General features: G+C 43.7%; 22 protein-coding genes. 11 read left to right on the top strand and 11 right to left on the bottom strand.

Features of this window, described 5'->3' with window-relative positions:
- Nucleotides 1-52 precede the first annotated feature (52 nt).
- Complete coding sequence (locus GZ22_RS11620) at nucleotides 53-1,033, top strand: LacI family DNA-binding transcriptional regulator (RefSeq protein ID WP_038562683.1); 981 nt, start codon at nucleotides 53-55, stop codon at nucleotides 1,031-1,033.
- Nucleotides 1,034-1,066: 33 nt separating this feature from the next.
- Here GZ22_RS11620 and GZ22_RS11615 read toward each other — a convergent pair whose 3' ends face one another.
- Nucleotides 1,067-2,395: a 6-phospho-beta-glucosidase gene (locus GZ22_RS11615; RefSeq protein WP_038562681.1), complete on the bottom strand. Its 1,329-nt coding sequence runs from the start codon at nucleotides 2,393-2,395 to the stop codon at nucleotides 1,067-1,069.
- A gap of 179 nt (nucleotides 2,396-2,574) precedes the next feature.
- Here GZ22_RS11615 and GZ22_RS11610 point away from each other — a divergent pair, with 179 nt between their 5' ends.
- The gene (locus tag GZ22_RS11610; RefSeq protein ID WP_038562680.1) at nucleotides 2,575-3,576 is read left to right on the top strand and encodes a LacI family DNA-binding transcriptional regulator; all 1,002 of its coding nucleotides are present in this window, start codon (nucleotides 2,575-2,577) and stop codon (nucleotides 3,574-3,576) included.
- Nucleotides 3,577-3,648: 72 nt separating this feature from the next.
- Nucleotides 3,649-3,930: a hypothetical protein gene (locus tag GZ22_RS11605; protein WP_051748223.1), complete on the top strand. Its 282-nt coding sequence runs from the start codon at nucleotides 3,649-3,651 to the stop codon at nucleotides 3,928-3,930.
- A 46-nt stretch (nucleotides 3,931-3,976) separates the two neighbouring features.
- On the opposite strand, the gene GZ22_RS11600 is transcribed toward GZ22_RS11605, so the two are convergent.
- Nucleotides 3,977-4,429 carry an NUDIX hydrolase gene (locus GZ22_RS11600; RefSeq protein WP_038562678.1) on the bottom strand — a complete coding sequence of 151 codons (453 nt, stop codon included), beginning with the start codon at nucleotides 4,427-4,429 and terminating at the stop codon, nucleotides 3,977-3,979.
- Nucleotides 4,430-4,542: 113 nt separating this feature from the next.
- Here GZ22_RS11600 and GZ22_RS11595 point away from each other — a divergent pair, with 113 nt between their 5' ends.
- Nucleotides 4,543-4,902, top strand: coding sequence for a Lin0512 family protein (locus GZ22_RS11595; protein ID WP_038562677.1), 360 nt, complete (start codon nucleotides 4,543-4,545; stop codon nucleotides 4,900-4,902).
- Nucleotide 4,903: 1 nt separating this feature from the next.
- A complete protein-coding gene (locus GZ22_RS11590; protein ID WP_038562675.1) occupies nucleotides 4,904-5,365 on the top strand; it encodes an 8-oxo-dGTP diphosphatase in 462 nt (153 codons plus the stop codon).
- A 15-nt stretch (nucleotides 5,366-5,380) separates the two neighbouring features.
- On the opposite strand, the gene GZ22_RS11585 is transcribed toward GZ22_RS11590, so the two are convergent.
- Nucleotides 5,381-5,560: a hypothetical protein gene (locus GZ22_RS11585; protein ID WP_038562674.1), complete on the bottom strand. Its 180-nt coding sequence runs from the start codon at nucleotides 5,558-5,560 to the stop codon at nucleotides 5,381-5,383.
- 427 nt (nucleotides 5,561-5,987) lie between these two features.
- On the opposite strand from GZ22_RS11585, the gene GZ22_RS11580 reads away from it, so the two are divergent.
- Nucleotides 5,988-8,423: an immune inhibitor A domain-containing protein gene (locus GZ22_RS11580; protein ID WP_409373574.1), complete on the top strand. Its 2,436-nt coding sequence runs from the start codon at nucleotides 5,988-5,990 to the stop codon at nucleotides 8,421-8,423.
- A 25-nt stretch (nucleotides 8,424-8,448) separates the two neighbouring features.
- On the opposite strand, the gene GZ22_RS11575 is transcribed toward GZ22_RS11580, so the two are convergent.
- Both GZ22_RS11575 and GZ22_RS11570 read right to left on the bottom strand, forming a co-directional pair.
- Nucleotides 8,449-9,879, bottom strand: coding sequence for a sensor histidine kinase (locus GZ22_RS11575; RefSeq protein ID WP_038562671.1), 1,431 nt, complete (start codon nucleotides 9,877-9,879; stop codon nucleotides 8,449-8,451).
- Nucleotides 9,876-10,553: a response regulator transcription factor gene (locus tag GZ22_RS11570; RefSeq protein WP_217258980.1), complete on the bottom strand. Its 678-nt coding sequence runs from the start codon at nucleotides 10,551-10,553 to the stop codon at nucleotides 9,876-9,878. The genes GZ22_RS11575 and GZ22_RS11570 overlap by 4 nt, the downstream gene beginning before the upstream one ends.
- A gap of 203 nt (nucleotides 10,554-10,756) precedes the next feature.
- Here GZ22_RS11570 and GZ22_RS11565 point away from each other — a divergent pair, with 203 nt between their 5' ends.
- A complete protein-coding gene (locus tag GZ22_RS11565) occupies nucleotides 10,757-12,244 on the top strand; it encodes an ABC transporter permease (protein ID WP_038562667.1) in 1,488 nt (495 codons plus the stop codon).
- Nucleotides 12,245-12,259: 15 nt separating this feature from the next.
- Nucleotides 12,260-12,937 (top strand): ABC transporter ATP-binding protein, encoded by a 678-nt coding sequence (locus tag GZ22_RS11560; RefSeq protein WP_038562666.1) that lies wholly within the window; start codon nucleotides 12,260-12,262, stop codon nucleotides 12,935-12,937.
- A 40-nt stretch (nucleotides 12,938-12,977) separates the two neighbouring features.
- Here the strand turns inward: GZ22_RS11560 and GZ22_RS11555 are convergent, their stop codons facing one another.
- Complete coding sequence (locus tag GZ22_RS11555; RefSeq protein ID WP_038562664.1) at nucleotides 12,978-14,339, bottom strand: amino acid permease; 1,362 nt, start codon at nucleotides 14,337-14,339, stop codon at nucleotides 12,978-12,980.
- 34 nt (nucleotides 14,340-14,373) lie between these two features.
- Nucleotides 14,374-14,991, bottom strand: coding sequence for an acetate uptake transporter (locus GZ22_RS11550; protein ID WP_038562662.1), 618 nt, complete (start codon nucleotides 14,989-14,991; stop codon nucleotides 14,374-14,376).
- Between the two features lie 155 nt (nucleotides 14,992-15,146).
- Here GZ22_RS11550 and GZ22_RS11545 point away from each other — a divergent pair, with 155 nt between their 5' ends.
- Nucleotides 15,147-16,568 carry an amidase family protein gene (locus GZ22_RS11545; RefSeq protein ID WP_038562661.1) on the top strand — a complete coding sequence of 474 codons (1,422 nt, stop codon included), beginning with the start codon at nucleotides 15,147-15,149 and terminating at the stop codon, nucleotides 16,566-16,568.
- A 299-nt stretch (nucleotides 16,569-16,867) separates the two neighbouring features.
- A complete protein-coding gene (locus GZ22_RS11540) occupies nucleotides 16,868-18,352 on the top strand; it encodes an amino acid permease (RefSeq protein WP_425427806.1) in 1,485 nt (494 codons plus the stop codon).
- A 15-nt stretch (nucleotides 18,353-18,367) separates the two neighbouring features.
- Here GZ22_RS11540 and GZ22_RS11535 read toward each other — a convergent pair whose 3' ends face one another.
- The 3 genes from GZ22_RS11535 to manA all read right to left on the bottom strand — a co-directional run bounded on the left by GZ22_RS11535 (nucleotide 18,368) and on the right by manA (nucleotide 21,856).
- A complete protein-coding gene (locus tag GZ22_RS11535; RefSeq protein ID WP_051748222.1) occupies nucleotides 18,368-18,637 on the bottom strand; it encodes a hypothetical protein in 270 nt (89 codons plus the stop codon).
- Nucleotides 18,638-18,742: 105 nt separating this feature from the next.
- Complete coding sequence (locus tag GZ22_RS11530; protein WP_084160730.1) at nucleotides 18,743-20,767, bottom strand: penicillin-binding transpeptidase domain-containing protein; 2,025 nt, start codon at nucleotides 20,765-20,767, stop codon at nucleotides 18,743-18,745.
- A gap of 135 nt (nucleotides 20,768-20,902) precedes the next feature.
- On the bottom strand, nucleotides 20,903-21,856 hold the full coding sequence (gene manA, locus GZ22_RS11525) for a mannose-6-phosphate isomerase, class I (protein ID WP_038562657.1): 954 nt from the start codon (nucleotides 21,854-21,856) through the stop codon (nucleotides 20,903-20,905).
- A gap of 217 nt (nucleotides 21,857-22,073) precedes the next feature.
- Here manA and ytvA point away from each other — a divergent pair, with 217 nt between their 5' ends.
- The gene (gene ytvA / locus GZ22_RS11520; RefSeq protein WP_051748220.1) at nucleotides 22,074-22,871 is read left to right on the top strand and encodes a YtvA family blue-light photoreceptor; all 798 of its coding nucleotides are present in this window, start codon (nucleotides 22,074-22,076) and stop codon (nucleotides 22,869-22,871) included.
- Nucleotides 22,872-22,902: 31 nt separating this feature from the next.
- Here the strand turns inward: ytvA and GZ22_RS11515 are convergent, their stop codons facing one another.
- A complete protein-coding gene (locus tag GZ22_RS11515; RefSeq protein ID WP_038562655.1) occupies nucleotides 22,903-23,460 on the bottom strand; it encodes a TetR/AcrR family transcriptional regulator in 558 nt (185 codons plus the stop codon).
- Nucleotides 23,461-23,472: the final 12 nt, after the last annotated feature.

Here is a 23,472-nt window from a genome sequence, read left to right as displayed (position 1 = left end):
AAAAGAGGTATGCTATGATAAAGCTACATTCACTGACCAAGGAGCTGGTTGAATGCCTACTATAAACGACATTGCAAAGATATGCGGTGTTTCCAAAAGTACTGTCTCTCGCGTATTAAATGGGCATCCATATGTATCTGAACAGAAGCGGCAAGAGATACTTTCTGCTATCGAGGAATCCGGATTCACCCCGAATAGCTTGGCTGTTCAATTTCGTAAGCGAAAAACCTCCGCCATAGGTATTCTCACACCTCAAGTCGATCATCCTTATTTCGCAGCACTGGTGCAATCATTATCGAATGCCTGTACAGCAAAAGGATGGAAACCCGTTATCTTTCAGACATTCGGTGATAAGAAACGTGAACTGGATGTATTCGCCAAGCTGAAACAGCGTGAACTGGACGCTATAATCGCAACTTCATCCGCACTGGAAGCTCACCTTTTAGCCCGTTGCCTAGAAAACGGTCCAATACTTATTTGCAATGAGAAATATGAAATTGACACAACTGTATGCAGTCTAGATGAAGAGAGTGCCGCCTATAAATTGACCATGCATATGCTGCAAACAGGTAAGAAGCGACTCTTATTCTGCCTCGACCACACTTCCCCATCCCAAGAAGCTAGATATAAAGGGTTTCTAAATGCCTTAGCTGCGAGAAATCTAAAGGAAGGCGGGAAACGCATAGAAGGAATGGTATCAATTGAGGATGGTATTCGTTTGGGTACTTATTTATTTCATGATAAACAATTGCTCATAGATGGCATATTTGCAGGAAGTGACTTCGTTGCCGCTGGGATTCTGCATGCTGCCAAGCAGCATCAAATCGCTGTGCCAGAAAATTGTGCAGTTACTGGGTTTGATAACCATCCTATCTCTCAGATTACCGATCCTCCGCTGACCACCTATGATAATGAGATAGAGGCCATGGCACGAAAGACTGCAGAACAATTAGATATGCAGCTATCTGGTAACATTAATGTACCCAAACTATTTCAATGGCAAGGATATCTTGTACCGAGGCATTCCACGTAAAAAAGACCCGTGCTCTCTGCACGGGTCATCTTTTTATGCTTCTATCTTTTTAAAGAACTTTGGCAAATGCTCTTTATGAGCCTCCAACATTTCATCCATTATCTTCTTCGCTATCTCATCCGAAGGTACAAGCGGGTTGATTGTCATCGCAAGCAAAGCAGTATTGTAATCACCTGTTACAGCTGCTTCTGCTCCAACACGCTCGAATGATTTGATTTGCTGCACTAGTCCGCGCACTGGTACTGGCAGATCACCGATACCGATTGGTTTTGGACCGTCTTTTGTGATGACACAATTGATCTCAATGGCAGAGTCATTCGGGATGCTCTGGATAGCGCCATTATTGATTGTGTTTACAGTCTGGATATCGCGTTTGTCGTTGTAAATAGAATTGATCAGGCTGCAAGCCGCGTCACTGTAGTACGCACCGCCACGCTTGGACAACTGCTCCGGCTTATGAGCCAAATTAGGGTCTTTGTAAAGCTCGAACAAATCACGTTCCACGCCTTGAACGACCTCGGCACGCGTACCTTCGTTATCTGCTTCCTCAAGCTCTGCTTCCAGCATTTGTGAAGTCTTGTAGTAGTAACGATGGTATGGACATGGGATAGCTTTCAAACCTTTGATAAAGTTAGGTTCCCAGTCGAGGTTCTTGATATTTCTCATCGTCATTTCTTTTTTATCGGCACTTGTCATTTTATCTAGGACAGTGTCCGTCACATTTTCTCCGTCCAAGTATACATTCAAGCCGAATACCATGTGATTCAGACCAGCAAAGTCGATGTGCACACGATCTCCATCGGCACCAAGCAGCTCTGCTACTTGCATTTTCATCATGATTGGCACGTTACACAAGCCAACTACATTTTTAATATTGGAATAACGAAGCACTGCTTCTGTTACCATACCAGCTGGGTTTGTGAAGTTTACGAGCCAAGCATTCGGGCAAAGCTCCTCCATGTCTTTACAAATATCTAAGATAACCGGAATAGTACGAAGACCTTTGAATAATCCGCCTGGTCCGTTTGTTTCCTGTCCAATTACATTATATTTCAATGGTATTCTTTCGTCTTTCGCTCGTGCATCCAATAGTCCAACACGGAATTGTGTTGTAACAAAGTCTGCATCCTTTAAAGCTTCCCGGCGATCCAACGTCAAATGCACGTCAATTGGCAGGCCTGCTTTTTCTACCATACGTTTTGCCATATTTCCTACAATTTCAAGCTTTTCTTTTCCTGCTTCTACGTCTACGAGCCAAAGCTCTGTAATTGGCAATTCATCATAGCGTTTAATGAACCCTTCAACGATTTCCGGTGTGTAACTTGATCCTCCGCCGATTGTAACGATCTTCAATTTTCCCATGATTAGTGCCTCCTATATGGTTACATTTTTGATCTACAACCACAGCTTAAATGCTGGAATGCATCCCAGGTCAAGAACAAATTCGTAAGGAATTTGTAAAGAGGAAGTCCAAAGCTTACAAAAAGTTCATTTTCCGCTAAAATAAAGGTAAGAAAGCGATTTCTAATGAGGTGATGTACATGAGTAATATTAAGCAAATTGCACAGATGGCTGGCGTTTCCCGCAGCACTGTTTCACGTGTCCTCAATCACCATCCCCACGTCCATGAAGATACTCGGCGTAAAGTTCAGCAAGTCATTGATAAGCTCGACTACATTCAAAACAGCAATGCAGTGCAGCTGAAAAAAGGCAGAACGAATACCATCGGTGTCGTTTCGCCTTCCATCAGCCATTATTTCATGCAAATTGTTCAAGGTATCGCCGAAGCTGGTACTACCTGCCATTACCAAACACTGCTTTACCAAACAAATGAGAAAGCCGATCAAGAATTGCAGGCATTGGAAATGCTGCGTCAAAAGCGCCTTGACGGATTAATCATCCTGCGCTGCGGATTAGATTGGGAGAAAGTTGCCACCTATACAAAGTACGGTCCGATTATGACATGTGAGCCCCTGCAGCATCCAAAGATCCAATCTATATATATGAATCATTACGAAGGGTTCCAGCTCGGGCTGGAGCATTTGATCGAAAAAGGCTATAACCGTATTGCCTGTACAATTGGTAGAGCTGAAAGCCGAAACAGTCTGGAACGGAAGAAGGCATTTGAGGATATATTGCAAACACATAATCTTCCCGTTCATCCTGAATGGATTTTAGATGAGACATTCACTGTCAATGACGGACGCACGGCTCTGCAGAAACTTTTAAACGGTAACCATATGCCTGATGCGGTGATCCATGCCAGTGATTATGTTGCAGCCGGCATGGCAGCCGAAGCACGGGCACAAGGAATCAGTATTCCAGACGAATTAGGATTAGTTGGATTCGAGTCCGATCAAAGCGATGTAGCTGGACTGATGGAACTCACTCATGTTCGCAATCCGCTCAAGCAGATGGGCGCAGAAGCATTCCACCGTATGTACGCAGCGCTGACGGAAACGCCTTATACAGCAGTCGATCTTTCCTTCTCTCTGACAGAGCGTCAGTCTACCGCAAGAGGTGTTAAACAAGTCCAGTTATGATCAGGCTATAAAGAAGTTTTATATAAGTAAAATCGTTCCGCATGCTAGGATAGGGCTATAGGAGTGATGAACATGTTGATTTTAAGGCGAACAGCCAATTACTCGTTATGTGCTGTCCATCTTAGTATACTCGCATTTTGGCTGGCAGCATGGGAGCAGCTTTTCACTAAAACGGGTTTTATCATTTGGGGAGGGTCTGCGATACTCGGTGTCTTATTTTTCATTTTATGGAGACGCCAGCACGAAAAAATACTCGATAAAAGTGATTGGATATTAGGTATATCCACCGTATTTATCATCGTGCTCGCACTCGTTTCTGTGCTAATTGAATATACGGTATCCTCCATGCCATGAGTAGTTAGAGTAGCAACTATCATAGTAGAAAGGAATAGCTGATTAGCTACTCCTTTTCGCTGAAATCTTTTATAAATCGGCGGTGGCTTCTGACCATCTTTTCCGGCAGTTCATCAAGAGGGAAAAAGGCCAGCTGCATAGATTCTGCTTCATCAAGTATTAGTTCTCCATAAAATTGACTCGTCTGGTAAACAATCGTCACATTATAAAATTCATCACCATTAGCAGCGACGGCAAAATTATCCTTACCCGAATACACATCGACCAGCTTCAATTCATCCACTGTCAGTCCTGTTTCTTCAAGGACTTCCCTGGCAGCAGTCTGTTCAGCTGACTCACCAAGTTCCATTAATCCCCCAGGTAAGCCCCATGTTTCGGGCGGATGAACTCGTTTCTGTAATAGGATATGCTGCTTTTCATCTAAAAGAAGGCATAATGCTCCAACTAAAATGACAGGCTGATGTCCGACGTACTTCCGAAGATTCTCTACATAGTTCACAAGCACATCCCCCTTTCTCTCAACCAGTTTACCAAATCTTCCATATAGCTGATAGAATTCTTTAATCTTAATATGATACAGTAAATATATCAGAACAAACTAGGAGTGATTATATGGAAAAAATCATGTTCATCCAAACAGGCTTTGGTGTCGATGTTCACGGTCAGGACGTCACAAAAGCAGCGGTACGCTCAGTAGTCAATGCTATACATACAAACTCCATGCCTGGTATTACGAGTGTACTGCCAGAAAACGATTTGCATAATATGAAGGTTAATGTCCGTTTGGCTGTTCCTGCAGATAAGGACAAGCTGGATATAGAGCAAGTGAAGGCCCGTATTCCTTACGGTACTGTAACAGTAGAAGTAATAGACGGCGGTATGCTGACTTCCAGCGCAATCTATTTGGAGGATAAACAGGATAAAAACGATTTGATGTATATCGTGAATGCGTCCGTCGAGACAGGATACTGATATGGTTGAGCACAAAATCTATAATATGGTGATGGTTCATAACGAAGATCAAGTGCTTCTGCTGGACCGTCAGCATGATGATTTCAGCGGCTTCATCCCGCCTGGCGGGAAGGTGGATTTCCCTGAGAGCCTCACCGCAAGTGCCATTCGCGAAGTAAAGGAAGAGACAGGACTGGACGTTTGGAATTTGGAATATAAAGGTGTACAGCATTATGTGAATGAAGAACAAAATGTCCGTTATCTGATCTTCTATTATGTAACGGACTCTTTCACTGGCACACTGCTGGCAGATTCCAGAGAAGGCAATCCATCATGGTTCCAGAAGTCCGAAGCAATGGAACTGCCGATGCAGGATGTAGTCCGAACTGTCTTTCCGTTATTCTTTCAAGAAGGTACATTTGAATTGTACCTGCATGCGGAAGTTGAAGCTTCTGATTACACGGAAGAAATACTGCATACCTAAATAAGGGGAAGCATGTCAGCTTCCTCCTCCTTTTAAAATGTACAACATTACAAAGCAAAAGCCTCCGAAAACGGCAATGCTAAATGGGTAAAGGTATAGCGATTTTGAGATAAAGATGAATTGTTCCACAACTTGCAGGGTGAATAACTGGAGAATTGCGATGATAAAAGCTATGATTCCAAGTTTAATCCACATAATTATCCTCCTTTAATATTTACAATATATATCGTTATTCCATTTATTGTAAATATATTTCTATTAAACAAGATTAATAGATAGGTCTATTCGCTCATTTTTCTAGTAATTGTAATATTTTCTGATTGTCCCCACTTTCCCAACTTTCCTCACCCTTCTACAAGTTTCCATATGTTTACGTTATTTTCCACTCTATTGTTTCCCAACTTCTTTGCCAACCTTGTCGGATTATGTGAACACATCTCACAAAAACCGCATCATTACGGGGTATATACAAATTGCTTCCTTCCAAAGTACCATTGTAAATCTAGCAGACTAGTCGCTATACTACCCTTTAAGGAAAACTTTACCTACATATCTTAATTGTTTTCCGACTATTTAAACTATTAGCACAGGGAGAGTGACTTGCTTGAAGAAGAATAAATGGATGGCTTCTGCAATGGCAGCTGTTATCGGATTTAGCACTTTTACATTATCATTTGTGCCAGCGCAGGAAGCCCATGCCGAAGCAACTGTTGAAAAAACACCAGCTGTGACGTACTCGCCGAAAGCCGCACAAAGTGGCGGACCTTTCGACAGTGCAATTGCCAATGAAGATAAATTGATTGAATTGCTTAAAGAAGAAGGAAAGATCAGTGAAGATGCTACTGAGGCTGAAGCTCAAGAAGCATTGAATGCTTACCTCAAGGAACGGGAAGAAAAAAGCGCAGAAGCTGCTAAACAGCCTCTGCCGGATGAGCTGAAAGAAGCAGCAATTGATGAGTCAGTAGTAAGTGACACTGACAAACAAAATGGCAATGCCGACAATGCAGCAAGTGCTTCTAAAGAGGCATCAAAGAAAGGCAAAGATAAGGACAAAGATAAAGGCAAGGACAAAGGAAAAGACAAGAAAAAAAATAAGAAAGTAGAGAACGTGAAAGAAGAGGAGTATGACGGAGAAGTACGCGAAGACAAAGTACTCGTTCTTGCAATTGACTTCCCTGATTACCAAAACAGCTCCATCACACCGGAAGAAACGGATATGTGGTATGAGGATTATACACATGACCACTTCCAAAACATGATCTTCGGTGAAGATGGCTATACTGGTCCGGACGGTCAGGATTTCACTTCTATGAAGCAGTACTATGAAGCGCAATCCGGTGGCAGCTATACTGTTGACGGAGAAATTGCCGGATGGTATACAGCTGATCATCCTGCAGCTTACTATGGCGCCAACGACCCTGCTCCAGACGGCAGTGATGCGGCAGCAAGGGAATTGGTGTATGAAGCCCTAACGAAAGCTGGAGAAGACCCTAATATCGACTTGAGCGAATACGATCAGTGGGATCGCGATGACTATGATGGCGACGGCGTATACAATGAGCCAGATGGTATCATTGATCACCTGATGGTCATTCATGCGGGTGTTGGTGAGGAAGCTGGCGGCGGAAGCCTTGGCGGCGATGCAATCTGGTCTCACCGCTGGAATCTTGGCGGACTTGTTGCAGTTCCGGGCGGAAGCTCCACTAGTGACCGCTTTGACGGACAGCTTGCTGCTTATGACTATACAATCGAGCCGGAAGACGGAGCTATGGGAGTATTCGCTCATGAATACGGACATGATCTAGGCTTGCCGGATGAGTATGATACAAACTATACCGGCCAAGGGGAAGCTGTTGCTTATTGGTCCATAATGGCAAGCGGAAGCTGGGCTGGTGATGTTCCTGGAACCGAGCCGTCAGGTTTTAGTGCTTATGCGAAGGAATATTTGCAAAACGCACATGGCGGTAACTGGCTGAGCGGTACGACGATTGAAGCTGAGGACTTGGATGGAGATAAAGTAGAACTGCTTTTGGATGAAGCTGTAACAAAAGGTACGAACAACGATGTAATTCGTGTAAACCTACCGGATAAAGAAACAGAAGTCACAAAGCCTGCCAGCGGCACGTATGCTTACTTCAGCGGTAAAGGCAATAATGTTGATAACAGCATGACAACGACTGTTGATTTGACCAGTGCCTCTTCTGCTGAACTGACATTCAAAACGTGGTATGATATCGAACAAGATTGGGATTATGCTTCTGTCAAAGTGAACGGGGAAACCGTTCCTGGTAGCATCACGACAACAGAAAACCCTAACGAACAAAACCCAGGTGACGGTATCACTGGTACATCTGATGGCTGGGTAGATGCTACATTCGATTTAAGTGCCTATGCAGGCCAAGAAATCGATCTGTCCTTGAACTATTGGACGGATGTAGCTGTAAACAATGCCGGGTTCTATGTGGATGACATTCAAGTATCAGCTGACGGCAGCTCTGTCCTAACGGATGATGCAGAAAGCGACAGCGCTTTTGAATTGACTGGATTCGCTCAAGATAAAGGCGTCTCCCTTTCTGAGCACTACTACTTGCTAGAATGGCGTACACATAATGGCGTTGATATCGGCCTTGACCGTATCCGCCGTGGTGACAGCTTGATGAGCTACAACACTGGTCTTCTAGTCTGGTATGTCGACAATTCTTATGACAACAACTGGACTGGCACGCATCCAGGCGAAGGCTTCCTAGGTGTGGTCGATGCTGATCGGAAGGCACTATACTGGAGCGATAAATCCGTCGCATCCACTCGTTATCAAATTCATGATGCAGCCTTCAGCAAAGATAAATCTGAGAAGATGTTCCTCGATTATCGCGCTACTAATGGCTTGACACTGAAAGATAATCACACGAAGAGCTATGATAAGTTCAAGGATGATAAAGATTATATGAACAAAGCCCTTCCTGAGGCTGGACGTAACGTTCCGGAGTATGGACTTGAGTTTGAGGTCAAAGAAGACAGCAAAGATGGTTCAGTTGGTAAGATTGAAATCTCCCGCTAAGATTAATAGCAAAGAAGGAACCCGTTCATTTACGGGTTCCTTCTTTTTTAGGTAATAACACTCGGAATATAGTTCCTTTGCCTTCTTCACTCTCTACCTCTATCGTGCCGTTGTGCGCCTTAATGATGGAATGGCTAATGGAAAGACCAAGACCAGCGCCGCCTTGCTTACGCGCTCGTGAACTATCGCTTCGATAAAATCGGTCAAATACATGTGGAAGATGAGCTTCCGGGATACCGGATCCATTATCTTTTACAATGATTTCAGCAGCATGTTCTGACCCACCAAGGATTATACCGATTTCTCCTTGCTCAGGATCTGTATGCTGGACTGCATTGTAAAATAGATTCAATAGTACTTGTTTCAATTTATCTTTATCCGCAGCTATTGTCAGATTTTCATCCACCGAAAATCGCACTTTCCTGCTGCCTGCAAGCATATCAAAATGCGGCTTCATTTCCTCCAGAACAGGACTTACTTCTAGTTCCTGCAGATGCATATCCTCGGCCTGATCCAACTTTGTGAGTAAAAGCAAATCCTCGACCAACTTCTTAATCCGCTTCGATTCCTTGAGCATGCTTTCAAGCGCTGGATAGAGCTGTGCCGGATTATCCGCAGCTCCTCGCAGCAACACTTCCAAAAATCCGTGAATGGATGTAAGCGGGGTCCGCAGTTCATGGGATGCATCCGCAATGAACTGCTGCATTTGTTCCTTTGCTTCTCTTTCTGACTGGAAAGAGCTGTCGATTCTTTCTACCATTTGGTTGAAAGCGACTGTAAGCCGTTTAATTTCAATCTGCTCTGAGTCTTCATCCATCCGTTCGGACAAATTCTCTGCACTCGTCCGCTCTACCTTCCGGATTATCCGGTGCAGTGGATCGAGCGCTTTTTTAATCACTCGTGTGTAAAGCAGGATGCCTGCAGCTAATGCAACGATAGCCAAAAGGATGAATACTTGCAGCTGCCCTTTGATGACGTCGTTAATGGATGCAGTCTCTGTTCCTGCCTGTAGGTAACCATTTATTTCACCGAACCTTCTATCAGCAACAATGACAACGAGCTGCTCTTTTCCATCTTCATCCTCCATTACAATGTACCTGGCGGACTTATCATCTCGGCTATTCATATACTTGTGAAGCTCTTCCTGGCTAAGGCGCGGACTGGAGAGTCCGTTTTCCTCTGATATATCTGTGTAGTTTCCAGACGTATCGATTCTGGCCAAGGAACGATCAAATAGCAGTGGCTGATGCATATTATCATTTTGTTCAAGCAGTGCTGGCGGAAGCGAATGCAGCTGTGACTGCATTGCATCTGCTTCATTCTGGTATAGGAAATCTTTCATCAAGAAGTATTGCAGGATACCGACGACTATCAGGATAATGGCAAGAATAAGACAGGATAAAGCAACGATCTGCTTATTTAACGTTCTCGGCTTTAATTTACGTAATCGTTTCATCTCACATCCAGGCGATAGCCCGCCCCCCGAATTGTACGGATCAGCTGACGATCTTTATCGTGGAGTTTTTCCCGTAAGGAGCGTATATACACTTCTACAATGTTTTCTTCTCCGCCAAACCCATATCCCCACACTTTATCGAGGATAAGTGCCTTACTCAGTACAATTCCTTGGTTCATAGCAAGATACTTTAACAGCTCGTACTCTGTCGGAGAAAGCTGCAGCAGCTCTTGCTCCAAGTAGATTTCCTTGCGGCGGTCATCTATTCGTAAAGGACCTGCTACAAGTGAATCGCCCAGTTCCGGAAATTGATTGCGCATCCGTGCCTGCATTCTGGCAAGCAGTTCCTCAAAACTGAACGGTTTGACTAAATAATCATCCGCACCGCCATTCAGCCCTTTAATACGATCATCTACTTGATCCCGTGCTGTTAACATAATAATAGATAGTTTCCGGCCTTTCTTTTTCAGCATCCGGCACACTTCAAAGCCATCCATCCCTGGCATCATGACATCTAATATGACGATATGAGGCTCAAACTGATCTGCTTTGGCAATAGCTTGCATACCATCAGCTGCGCTCTCAACAATATAGCCTTCGTTTTGTAAGCCAAGCATCAGGAACTGTGTGATTGTCTGTTCATCATCGACGACCAATACTTTTATGTTTTCCATCCTGTCATCCATTCTTCTTTTTTCTTTATTATGGAACAACTAGCTGAAAACCAGCTGAAGATTCCCGATTTTTTCACTTTCAGCAAATCTTCAGCTAGCTTTCAAGTGCACTTCAGCACATGCCCCCATACTAGCAATTAACCGAAGCGGGTGTGGCTCAGAAGCATTATAGCATGCCCGGAAATAGTAAAGGAGATGGCAAGATGAATTTCTTGAAACGTGCTTTCTGGAGCATGAAAGCAAAAAAAGGAAAGACCTTATTACAATTGGTGATCTTCACCGTCATATGTGTTTTCGTCCTATCAGGACTTACGATTCAATCAGCAGCCAAAGCATCAAGTGAATTGGCGAGACAGGAGCTTGGAGGATCTGTCACCTTACAAGTTGACCGAGAAGCAGCGATGGAGAAACAGCAGAGTGAGCAAAGCGAGTCAGACGGCCCGCCGCAGTTCACCAGCACGCCAATCAGCTTGGATGACGCAGAGTCTATCGCAGCTTTAGATCATGTGAAGAGCTACAACTATTCTGTATCAGCTTCTGCTAATGCGGAAGACTTCGACATTATCGAAAGCAGCACATCCACAGATGACAGCAGTGACACAGAAAGTGAGCAGGCTCCTGGCGGTGACCAAGGTCGGGGCGGAATGGTACAAGCTGACCTTACTGTAAATGGTACGTTAACTAGTGATGAAGCAGAAAGCTTCAGTGATGGAGAAGCCGAAATCGTAGACGGACGTGGCATTGAAGAATCTGATGCTGGCAGCAACGTTGCGGTTATCGAGCAGACGCTTGCTGAAGAGAATGACTTAGAAGTTGGAGATACAATCAATATCAGCTCAGCAAGTGATGAAGATACGACACAAGAGCTGGAGATTGTCGGTATTTACGAAACAAGTTCTGCTGGAAGCGACCAAGCGATGAACTTCTCCTTCCTGAATCCATATAACACGATTTATGTTCCATATACAGCAGCCAACACGCTAAAAGGTGAAGACTACACAGATACAGTTGAATCTGTGACGTACCAAATGGACGATGCAGAAAATATCGATGCATTCATTGCTGCAGCGGAGAAAACTGATGTCGACTTTGACGTGTATCAACTGGATGCAAACGATGATCTTTACCAGCAGATGGTAGGACCAATCGAAAACGTTGCTAGTTTTGCCAAAAACATCGTCTATCTTGTAACTATTGCAGGGGCGATCATTCTTGCATTGATCGTTATGCTTTCCATTCGTGAACGTAAATATGAGATGGGTGTCCTTATGGCCATCGGTGAGAAGAAATGGAAGCTAGCAGGACAATTCATTACAGAGATCGTTGTAATTGCCATTGTCGCGGTAGGATTGTCTTCGATATTCGGAAATCCGATTGCGAACGTACTAGGAAATCAGCTATTGGATCAACAAACAACAGCATCTGCTGAAACTACAACTACGTCCATGCAGCAAGGTCCTAGCGGTGGCGGTGGCGGCGGTCCAATGGGCGGCGGTGGCCCAGGACAAGCAGTGTCTGATGCGTTCAGCCAGCCAAGTGAAGCAATCAGCAGTCTGAATATTAATGTAACATGGGAGAACATCTTGATACTTGGCGGTATCGGATTAGCTGTAGCAATTATAGCAGCGCTTATCCCATCCATCTCGATTCTTCGACTGCAGCCGAAAAACATTTTGACGAAACAAGAATAGAAAGCAGGGGTAAACATGACAGCACCACTATTAGCATTCAAAAACGTTGGCTATTGGTACACCGATAAACAAAACCCGTTATTCCAATCTGTGAATATCGACTTTTATAAAAACACATTCTATACGATCACTGGTACATCTGGATCGGGCAAGACCACCTTCCTGTCTTTGGCAGGAGGGCTGGACAAAGCCAAGGAAGGCGACATCGAATATGATGGAAAATCGATCCGCAAGATGGGTCTTGGCAATTTCCGCCACGATTATGTTTCGATCATTTTCCAGTCTTATAATCTGATTCCGTACATGACAGCTTATCAAAATATTGCTTCAGCAATGGCTATCACTGGTAAAAAAGTAGAGAACCAGGAAGACTACATCTTAAAGATGCTGGCTAAAGTCGGCATCTCCGAAGAGCAAGCAAAACAGCGCGTTCTGACACTTAGTGGCGGGCAGCAGCAGCGTGTGGCTATCACAAGGGCATTCTGCTGTGACACCGATTTGATAGTAGCAGATGAGCCTACAGGTAACCTGGATGATAAGACTTCCAAGGAAATTGTAAAGCTCTTCACCGACCTCGCTCACCAGGAGAATAAATGTGTCATCATGGTTACCCATGATCCGCAAATCGCAGCACAATCTGATGTAACGATTCAGCTATCCAACGGCAGCTTCCGTATGCTGCAGCATGTGTAAAACGCAAAAAATGCGTATCCAATAAAGGATACGCATTTTTTTATTTCCGTTTCAGCTTGTAACCGATTGAAAGGATAATTACCCAAATCGGCAAGATAACAAGCGCCAATCGGTAATCCGGGATGAAGCCCATAATAACAATTACTGCTACTAAGAATAGCAAGACCACATAATTGGCAATCGGATATAACGGCATTTTGAAAGATAGCTTACTTACTGCAGTCTTTCCTATCCGCTTCCGAAAAGCTAAATGGATGATGACAATCATGATCCAGTTGATAATTACAGCAATTGTCGCAATCGCCATCAAATAACTGAACACTTTTTCAGGGAACAGGTAGTTTACGATGACTGCTATCGCTGCTACCCCTGATGATACAAAGATCGCCGCTACCGGAGCCCCTGTCCGTTTACCAACTTTACCCAGGAACTTTGGTGCATTCCCTTGCTTAGCCAAGGAGTGCAGCATACGTCCGTTACTGTAAAGACTGCTGTTATGCGCAGATACCGCGGCAGTGAGAACTACTAAATTAAGGATACCTGCAGCAGCCGGAATTCCGACACCGTCAAATATCTGTACAAACGGACTGCTTTGACCATCGATTTCATTCCAAGGAAAGACGGACATGATTACAAGCAATGCGCCTACATAAAAAATCAATATCCGATAAACAACTTGATTGATTGCTTTTGGTATCGTCTTCTTTGGTGTATCCACTTCACCTGCTGTAATTCCCACCAATTCGACTCCGCCAAAACTGAACATGACAAGGACAAGCGATAAGATCACACCAGTCCAGCCATTCGGCATGAAGCCGCCCTCATCAAACAAGTTAGAGAAGCCGGTCGGTACGCCGCCGTTCCCAATACCAGTGAAGATAATAAGCAAGCCAAGAACTATCATCCCGATAATTGCGATAACTTTGATGATGGCAAAATAAAATTCGAACTCACCATACAATTTGACACTCAAAAGATTGATAAATGTAATCAAGACCAGAAAACCGAATGCCGTGACCCAAGTAGGAATACTCGGGAACCAATACTGTACATAGATACCGACGACTGTCAGTTCCGCCATGCTTACGGCAACATAATTGAACCAATAATTCCAGCCGGAAACAAATCCGAAGAAATCGCCTAAGTTTTGATAAGCGTAATAACTGATAGATCCAGAGTTCGGTGAATCTACAGAGAGCTCACCCAGTGCACGCATAATGAAGAAAATCATAATACCGCCGACTAAGTACGCAAGTGCAATTGCAGGTCCAGCCAGTCCGATCGAGGAAGCAGAACCATAAAACAAGCCTGTTCCTATTGCTCCGCCAAGCGCAATCATCTGCACATGACGATTTTTCAAACCTTTGTGTAAATCATTAGATGCTCGATCATTTCTTGCCATGTCTTTGCCCCTTGCTAACTATCTCTTCCTTGTTCTAGTCTTTTTTTGTGAAGACTCCGAATGCTTTTCCGATCGGAAGGACGGTTTGTCCATAATGACCGTTCAGCACTGCAGCAGCAGAACCATAGAAAGATAATAGTGAAATAATTAATTCCGCAACGCCCGCAAGCGTATGTGTTATTTCATATGCTATATTAAATGAACTTAAAGATAAACCGATAAATAGAAAATCAATAGCTACGAATATAAAGAATAATACTTTATGTGTCCCCATAGCTCCAACCGTCATGAAGAGACTGAATATAAGATATCCAATAAAAGCTACACCTAATTGGCGGCTGTCTGAAGCGGCTTGTAGGTTTTCCCCGAAAGCACCAAGCTGGATGAGCCAGCTCATGCCGACACCGAACCAGAACAAACCAAAAGCACCAAAAGCTGTTGCCCCAAAGATATTATTGTGTTTGAAGTCCTGTGCGGAAGCAATCAGCTGTGCAATGCCTCCTAAGAAGAATGCCCATGGTAGAATCATGGAAAGTCCCTCTGTTAAACCAAGTTTTTGCGAAGATGCTACTAGTGTGACCATTGCAAGGCCGAATAATCCTAATGCACTAGGATCAGCAGTCAGCACCTTGACTGTCTTTGTTGTTTCCAAATCTTTTTCCCCTTTCTGGATGCTTCTGTATAAATGAAAAGTCGGGATCCCCTAGAAGTTTATTGCAAGAAAATTTAGTATAATTAATAAGTCCGACTTGTCTAAATACAGAAGATTTTCTAATCATACACATTTTACAGGGGAGAATCTAGTCTATGAATATTTTTACAATTAAAGAAATGACGATTACATCCTTACAAGCTGAATTAGCATCTGGAAACACAACATCGGTTGAGTTAGTTCAAACTTATCTAGAGCGCATTAGCGTAGCTGATTCCAATGATGGCGGGACAAATAGTGTATTGGAAATCAATCCAGATGCCTTATTTATTGCGGAACAAATGGATATAGAAAGAAAAGAAGAAAAACTGCGCGGGCCGCTTCACGGTATTCCTGTTTTGATCAAAGACAATATAGATACTGCAGATGGTATGCATACAAGTGCAGGCACAATCGTTCTTGCTGATAATTTTGCTAAACAGGATGCCTTCATCGTAAGAAAGCTGCGGGAAGCAGGTGCCATCATTTTAGGTAAAGTCAATATGACAGAATGGGCGAACTTTATGTCAGAGCCGATGCCGAATGGTTTCAGCGGCCGCGGAGGCCAAGTACGAAACCCATATGGCAGCTTTGATGTCGGTGGTTCCAGTTCCGGCACTGGTGCAGCTATCGCTAATAACTTAGCTGTGGTCGGCATCGGAACAGAAACAAGCGGCTCGATTCTCAGTCCGTCAAGCAACAATTCGCTTGTTGGAATTAAGCCTACAGTCGGACTGCTCTCCCGCAATGGAATCATTCCGATCGCTCATAGTCAGGATACTGCTGGACCAATGACAAGGACTGTCCAAGATGCAGCTACCCTGCTGCAAGTTGTGGCCGGCCGTGATGAAGCAGATCCAGCCACCCTTTCCGCTCCACCTCTTCCGGATTATACGGAATTTCTTCAAAAGGATGGACTGAACGGAAAACGGCTTGGTATAGATGCACAAACATTGAATAACCTTGCCCCTGAAAAACGCGAACTAATGGAGAAAGCTTTTACTGCATTGCGCGAGCAAGGTGCAGAACTTATCGAAGTAAAAGTCCCGGAGATTACGAGAGAATCCAGTGTGCTTTACCATGAATTCAAGCATGGTGTGAATCGATACTTACGCACAGTCGCTGCGCATCTGCCCGCTCATACATTAAAAGAAGTGATTGATTGGAACCGTATCAACACCGACACTGCTCTTTTGCACGGTCAAGATATTCTTGAAGCAGCAGAGAAGACAGATGGGACATTAAAACAGACAGATTATCTGCAGGACCGGTTAGCTGACATACGGGAATCCCGTACAGAAGGTCTTGATCAAGTCATGATAGATGCAGAACTCGATGCGATCATCTTCCCTAGCTATTATGGATGCGATATTGCTGCTAAAGCAGGCTATCCTTCCATCACAGTACCTGCAGGCTACACGGAGGCTGGTGAACCATTCGGAATCACGTTTACGGCTGGTGCTTTTGAGGAATCTACCTTAATAGAAATCGGCTACAGCTACGAGTGCGCTACACAGCACCGTAAAGCTCCAAATTAATCCATTCTAGAATACAGTTGAAATCTGCCCCCTTGTATAGTAAAGTTAGGAAGGTTTTCAATTGCATAAGAACTCATTGATTTGCATAGGCACTCATTAATCAATGAGAATAGTACGCAGCTTGTACAAAAGCTGCATCTGACCCGAATAGGTTCAGAACGATCACGTGAGCTAACATACACGTGCTGCGCTATCTTAATTATTTTAGAATGATGCTGTTGTTTATAATAAGCCGTTCAGATAGAGCAATTCTATCTGATACGGCTTTTTTTAGTAAGTCCAGAACAACATGCCATACTATAGACGAGGTGAAAGAAGTGAGCAACAAACATAACAACACAGAGCCCCGCCTGCAAAGAAAGCTAAAAGCCCGTCATTTAGGGATGATCTCCCTTGGAGGTACAATCGGTACCGGCCTGTTCCTTGCCAGTGGCGGCGCAATTAGTGAAGCTGGTCCTGGCGGTGCACTGCTGGCATACGCCCTCATCGGCTGTATGGTCTTCTTCCTAATGACCAGCCTTGCAGAAATGGCTGCCTTTATGCCTGTTTCCGGCAGCTTCAGCACATATGCGACCAAGTTTGTTGATGAATCACTTGGCTTTGCACTAGGATGGAACTATTGGTTCAGCTGGGCATCAACTATCGCAGCAGAACTAGTTGCCGTGACACTGATTATGGATTTCTGGTTCCCGAATTCTCCATCTTGGATTTGGAGTGCAATCAGTCTAGTCATCATGTTTCTCTTGAATTATATTTCAGTTAAAGGCTTCGGGGAATCTGAATACTGGTTTGCATTGATTAAAGTAATCACTGTAATTATCTTCATTATTGTTGGTCTACTTATGATTATCGGTATTTTGGGCGGGGAATCTCCGGGATTCTCGAATTTCACGACAGGTGACGCTCCATTCAATGGCGGATTTCTTGCCTTGATTGGTGTGTTCATGGCTGCCGGCTTTTCCTTCCAAGGTACAGAATTGCTTGGTGCCGCTGCTGGAGAAGCTGATAATCCGAGAGAATCCATTCCAAAAGCGATTCGATCTGTTTTCTGGCGTATCCTGTTGTTCTATATTCTGGCTATCTTCGTTATCGGGATGCTCATTCCGTATACAACAGAGAGCTTGGCAAGTGAAGATGTCCAACTTAGTCCGTTCACGCTTGTCTTTGAGAAAGCTGGTATCGCTTTTGCTGCGTCCGTTATGAATGCTGTCATCCTGACAGCTGTCTTATCTGCTGGAAACTCCGGTATGTATGCGAGCACTCGTATGCTTTGGAACCTTGCCAAAGAAGGCAAAGCTCCGCGTTTCCTTGGAAAATTGAACAAAAACGGCGTTCCTGTAAATGCCTTGATAGGTACCGCAGTTGTAGGGTGTGCAGCATTTCTTACTTCCTTCTTCGGTAACGGTGTAGTTTATACATGGCTATTGAATGTAGCTGGTATGACCGGCTTCATTATTTGGATCGGGATTGCAGTCAGTCATTATCGCTTCCGTAAAGCGTATGTAGCACAAGGCTATGATATCAAGGACTTGCCATATACAGCGAAGTTCTATCCATTTGCACCAATATTCGCACTTACATTGAGTATCATTGTTGTAGTCGGACAAAGCGTATCTGCCTTTTCCGAAGACGGCTTCGATCTTGGTGGATTCATCGCTTCTTATATCGGCATCCCGATATTCCTGCTATGCTGGCTTATCTATAAAGTGAAATATAAAACCAAGATGCATAAACTGGAGGATGTCGATTTGACTACTCCTGAACACGAAACAGCCCCGGACTGAGTCCGAGGCTGTTTTTTAATAATAATACCCTGGCATTGCCAAGATCATAGTGATTATGAAAATGAAATAGATGATGATAAATGCCTGATAGCATAAACCGATGATTCCGCATACTCTTCCTGCCAAATACAATGCCTTTGCAGCTTCTGTGTCTTCTGTTGTCTTGATACTTTTATTTGCAAATATAAGTGCAAGAATACCTGTTATAATTCCGATCACCGGAAGTGTAATCGACAGAATACCAAGTGCCAGCGTGCCTGATGGTGAATAGCGTTTTTTCTCCATCCCTTCAGCTCCTTCCTTTATTTATCATTTATATTCCCTTCCAACATGCTATTATAGCTTATTTTTTTGATATAGAAAAAGCGCGCGGAACCCGCACGCTTTTCCTTATTTGAGGACGTTCTTCACTTTTTCGACAGTATAGTGGCTGCCGCCTTTATCTTGGACACCCTCTACCATCATGCTGATCAGCATGTCCTGCTTATCGTAATCATAAGCAACGAACCAGCCATTTTCTGTGCCGTTCTTATCATCCTGGCTTTGCTTCAATTCTGCAGTACCAGTTTTACCTGCAAGAGTCAGACCATCGACTACAGGGTTATGTGCTGAGCCGCGTTCGTCTTCTACAACACCGCGCAGACCTTCGGTGATAGCATCTGCTCCATCTTTCGGAAGCACACCTTCATGCCATACGACAGCTTCCTCTGCTTCTGACTTCAGTAATGTTGGCTTGATTAAGTTACCATCATTGATGAACGGTGTATACGATGCTGCTAAATGAAGCGGAGACATAAGCACTTGCCCTTGGCCATAACCAGAATCCGCAAGAAGTGTCTCGTTATCAAGACCTTCATTGGAAATTGATGATGTTGCTGTCGGGAATGCATAATCCAATTCCTCATCAAAACCGAAAGACTTCAAGCCTTTTTCAAAGTTTTCTGCTCCTGTATCTACTGCTGTCATCGCAAAGTAGATATTATCAGATGTAATGAGTGCATCCTCGAGATCCACATCCGATAAGCTCTCAGAAACACGTGTCACACTGTAATTACCGAACTTGCCGTCATTGTCCCACTTAAGCCCTTCGATATGCTTCTTCTCATCCGGCGTAATGACTCCATTTTCCAATCCAATAGCTGCTGTAAGCGGCTTTATCGTGGAACCTGGCGCATAAGCTTTATTGAATTTAGCTGAAAACGGACTGTTTTCATCATTGGACAACTTCTCGTATTCTTCATCATCCCAGCCAAAAATGAAATTATTCGGATCATAAGATGGCGCACTCACCAATGCCAAAGTAGCTCCGGTTTTCGGATCCAAGGCAACAGAAGCACCGCTGTCATCCTTCAGCTGATCATAAATCTTCTCTTGCGTATTGATATCAATTGTTAGCTCGACATCTTCACCATTTTTTACATCTGTCTCAGCAATCACTTCTTGCTCATCGCTGTCTTCTGAAACTGTGTAGATTTTCCATCCTAATGTACCGCGAAGCTTTTCCTCATAGACTGATTCCAAGCCTGTTGAACCAACAGAGGAATTAGCATCATAATTGGAAGCATTGTCATCCTTCTCAAGGAATTCTGCATCTACTTTCTTCACATACCCGGTCAAATGTGCTGCTGCTTCTCCATATGGATAATACCTTGAAGTAGTATCAGTATTTTGCACACCTGGTAGTGCTGTTACTTCCGCAGCTAAATCACGCTGATCTGGGCGCAATGTTTTGATTGGAACATCTACTTCATCCGTCACCCAACTCTGTTCCAGCAAGCTGTCAATATCTTCTCGATCTATATCAAGAAGTTCAGCCACTTGATCCAGCGTCTCGTCCCGTGTCATCCCTTCACCTTCCAGCTGACCAGGAATGATGCCGATAGAAGGAACAGTTGCATTGAATGCAAGCTCCTCTCCATTTGTATCCAAAATCCGGCCGCGTTCTGGTTCGACAGAAGTGATACGGACACTTTCATTGTCATTAAGCTGTGCAAAGATGTAGGAAGGATCCCAATTCACTTTCCATGTTGCGCCGTCTTCTCCATCTACTTTGACAAGCTCTGCGTCTTTGTCGAAGTTAACTTCTCCAGCAACTGTCTGCATAGCTACTGATAAAGGCAGCTGCTGCGTATCCGAATCTGACTTCTCTTCATCCTCGGAAACATCACCAGCAGTGACTTTTAAATCGGACACGCCAGATTGATCATAGATATCTGTATAGCGTTTAACGAAATCTTCCTTAGATATCTCCTTCTGCGACTCTTCTGTCAGCTGCTCGTACATTTTATCGAAATCCTGCGCGTTCCAATTGTCGACAAACTGATCCAGACCATCCTTTGCTGTCTGATCATCCGAACAAGCAGAAAGCAGGAACATCATACTAAGCCCAAACAACACTGCTGCTAATCGTTTCATAGTTCACCTTTCCTGTCTTTTTAAACTGTGTCCCAATTATAGCATAGGGAAGGAAAAACTTTGCAGAAATAACCCAACTATTTCCCAGGAAATAGACGAATGCTGTCGAAAAAAAGAGCAAGTTATCACTTGCTCTTACACATGAGAAACAATCGCTTCGAGCTGTCCGTTCAATGTATAATTGTTGATGTGAACTGGCAGTACGAAATGATCTCCTTTATTCAATTGATAGGATTTACCATCCAATATAATTTCTCCGTTTCCTTCAATAATGCTCACTTGCAGAAACGACTCTGGAGCTTTCAGCTCAGTCTGACCAGATAGCTGCCAATGATAGACTGTAAAATACTCACTTTTTACGAGCTGCTGCTCTGTAAGTGCACCATTCGTCACAGGTGCTTTTTTTGTTTCAGTTGCTGCATGCGGAACAGTCGATACAGCTTTGGCGGAGTCCAGATGCAGCTCCCGATCATTCCCTTGATCATCTTTCCGTCCGTAGTCATACACACGATACGTAATGTCTGAGCTTTGCTGCGTTTCCAAAATGACGATCCCTGCTCCAATAGCGTGAATAGCACCACTTGGAACATAAACGAAATCACCTTTAGTCACTGGAATCCTTCGCAGCAGCTGATCCCATTCTCCTTGATCAATCATCTGCTCCAGCTGCTCTTTCGTTTGTGCATGGTGACCAAAAACAATTTCAGCCCCAGGCTCTGCATCGACTACATACCAGCATTCCGTCTTTCCATACGGTACGTTCTCTACTTCCTGCGCGAAAGCATCAGCAGGGTGCACTTGTACAGATAAGTCTGTTTTAGCATCGAGGAGTTTCACAAGCAATGGATAATCTTCATTTTCATGTTCCCCGAATAATTCACGATGGTTTTGCCATGCGTCTAATAATGTCTTCCCAGCTAATGCACCATTCCGTATCTTGCTCGGTCCGTTTGGATGAGCAGAAATAACCCACGCTTCACCAGTTTGATTGGAAGGCAAATGATAACCGAATACATCAGCAAGCTTAGTACCTCCCCAGATCCGCTCTTGCAAAGCGGGCTCCAGAAAGATGGGCTCTTGTTTATACATAAAGAATCTCCTCACTTTTAGACACTATCTTCTCTCCATTATTTTACCAATAGTTCCCTTCACCGACTATATATAATTGTTGTACGGCCCTACAAGTTTTTATATGATGTACGTTAACTAGCTATGAGTCTTCCTGCTGCCGAGAATTATGGCGTTTAGAATGCATGAAATAAGGAATCTATAAGAATACAATCTTATTCAGGAAGGAAAGGATATTATGGAAAAAGAAATCCACTATTCCACCAAAATAAACGATGCCTTCTTTCGTCAAGTCATCGATTATGTAGGTGCCGGCGTTGTCATTACTGACCCATCGCTGCCGGATAATCCGATCATCTATACTAATAAAGCATTCGAGAAGGTTACAGGCTACACGACAAAAGAGATCATTGGCCAGAACTGCCGGTTCCTACAAGGAGAAAAAACTTCTAGACAAGAAGTTGCCAGAGTTCGCAAGGCGATAGAAGAAGAACAATCTGTTATCGTAGAATTGCTGAATTATCGAAGAGATGGAAAGCCTTTCTGGAATGAGCTTTCCATGTATCCTATATATGTTCCAAGCGAAGACAAATTATATTTTGTTGGCGTCCAACAAGATATCTCTGACCGCAAAAACCAAGAAATTAGAGCAGATGACTATAAACATGAGGCTTCCCTGCTGTCGACTCCATTTGTTCCAATTTCCGAGAAGGTTTGCATACTCCCTCTTGTCGGAAATATCAATGCGGAACGCTGGGAAGAGATTTACCAACGAATTTCAGTCCATGTTCATGATCATGATGAGGAAACATTTATTATGGATCTGCAAGGTGTTCAGGAATTGAATGAAGACGTGCATGAGGGAATTCTGCGACTTCACCAATTGCTGCAATTGATGGGAGCTCGACTCATCGTTACAGGAATTGAACCGAGAACAGCAAAAGCAAGTGTGAAACTGGCAGATTTCCGTAAAAAGCAAATTTATTTCTACGCAAATGTTCAACAAGCATTAGAAGCAATGCGCGCCAGCCAATAAAAAATCCGCTGCATAATTTGCAGCGGATTTTTTATTGAATTTGTGCTCTAATGATTTCTGAAATTGTTTCCTTCGGCAGCGGTTCGTGCTGGCGCTCCCAATCAGAAATGAGCGCAATATATGTTTTATAAACTAAAAAGGCAAGCAGCTCAGGATCATGTTTTGTATCGATACCTTTTGCCTTCTCTTTCATGATAACTGACTTGATATAATCAAGAATCTGTCTCTCTACTTGGGTAAGAATCTCTAAAACTTCTGCTGTACCCAATTCCTTTGCTTCTTGCCCCATCTTGATCAGCAGCTGATGATTTTCACGGAATCCAAGAATCGCATCTAACATAGCTTGGATGTTTTCATGAAAAGCCGCTTCTTCCTGTATCGCTGTATCAGCTGCTTGTTGCAACTGCCTCATTGTCCGTTCAAGGATGGTGGAGAACAATGACTCTTTGCTATCAAAGAACGTATAGATCGTGCCCTTTGCTACTTTGGCTATTTTCGCAACAGAAGCCATAGTCGTCGCTTTGAAACCAAATTGACTAAAAGACAAAGCTGCTGCTTCGATGACTCGTTCTTTTTTATCTGTAATCATTGTTCTCTACCC

It is taken from the genome of Terribacillus saccharophilus (assembly GCF_000725365.1).
Classification (GTDB): Bacteria; Bacillota; Bacilli; order Bacillales; family Amphibacillaceae; genus Terribacillus; species Terribacillus saccharophilus.
The sequence above is the reverse complement of the archived record's forward strand: the minus strand, read 5'-3'. Positions and strand labels throughout refer to the sequence as shown.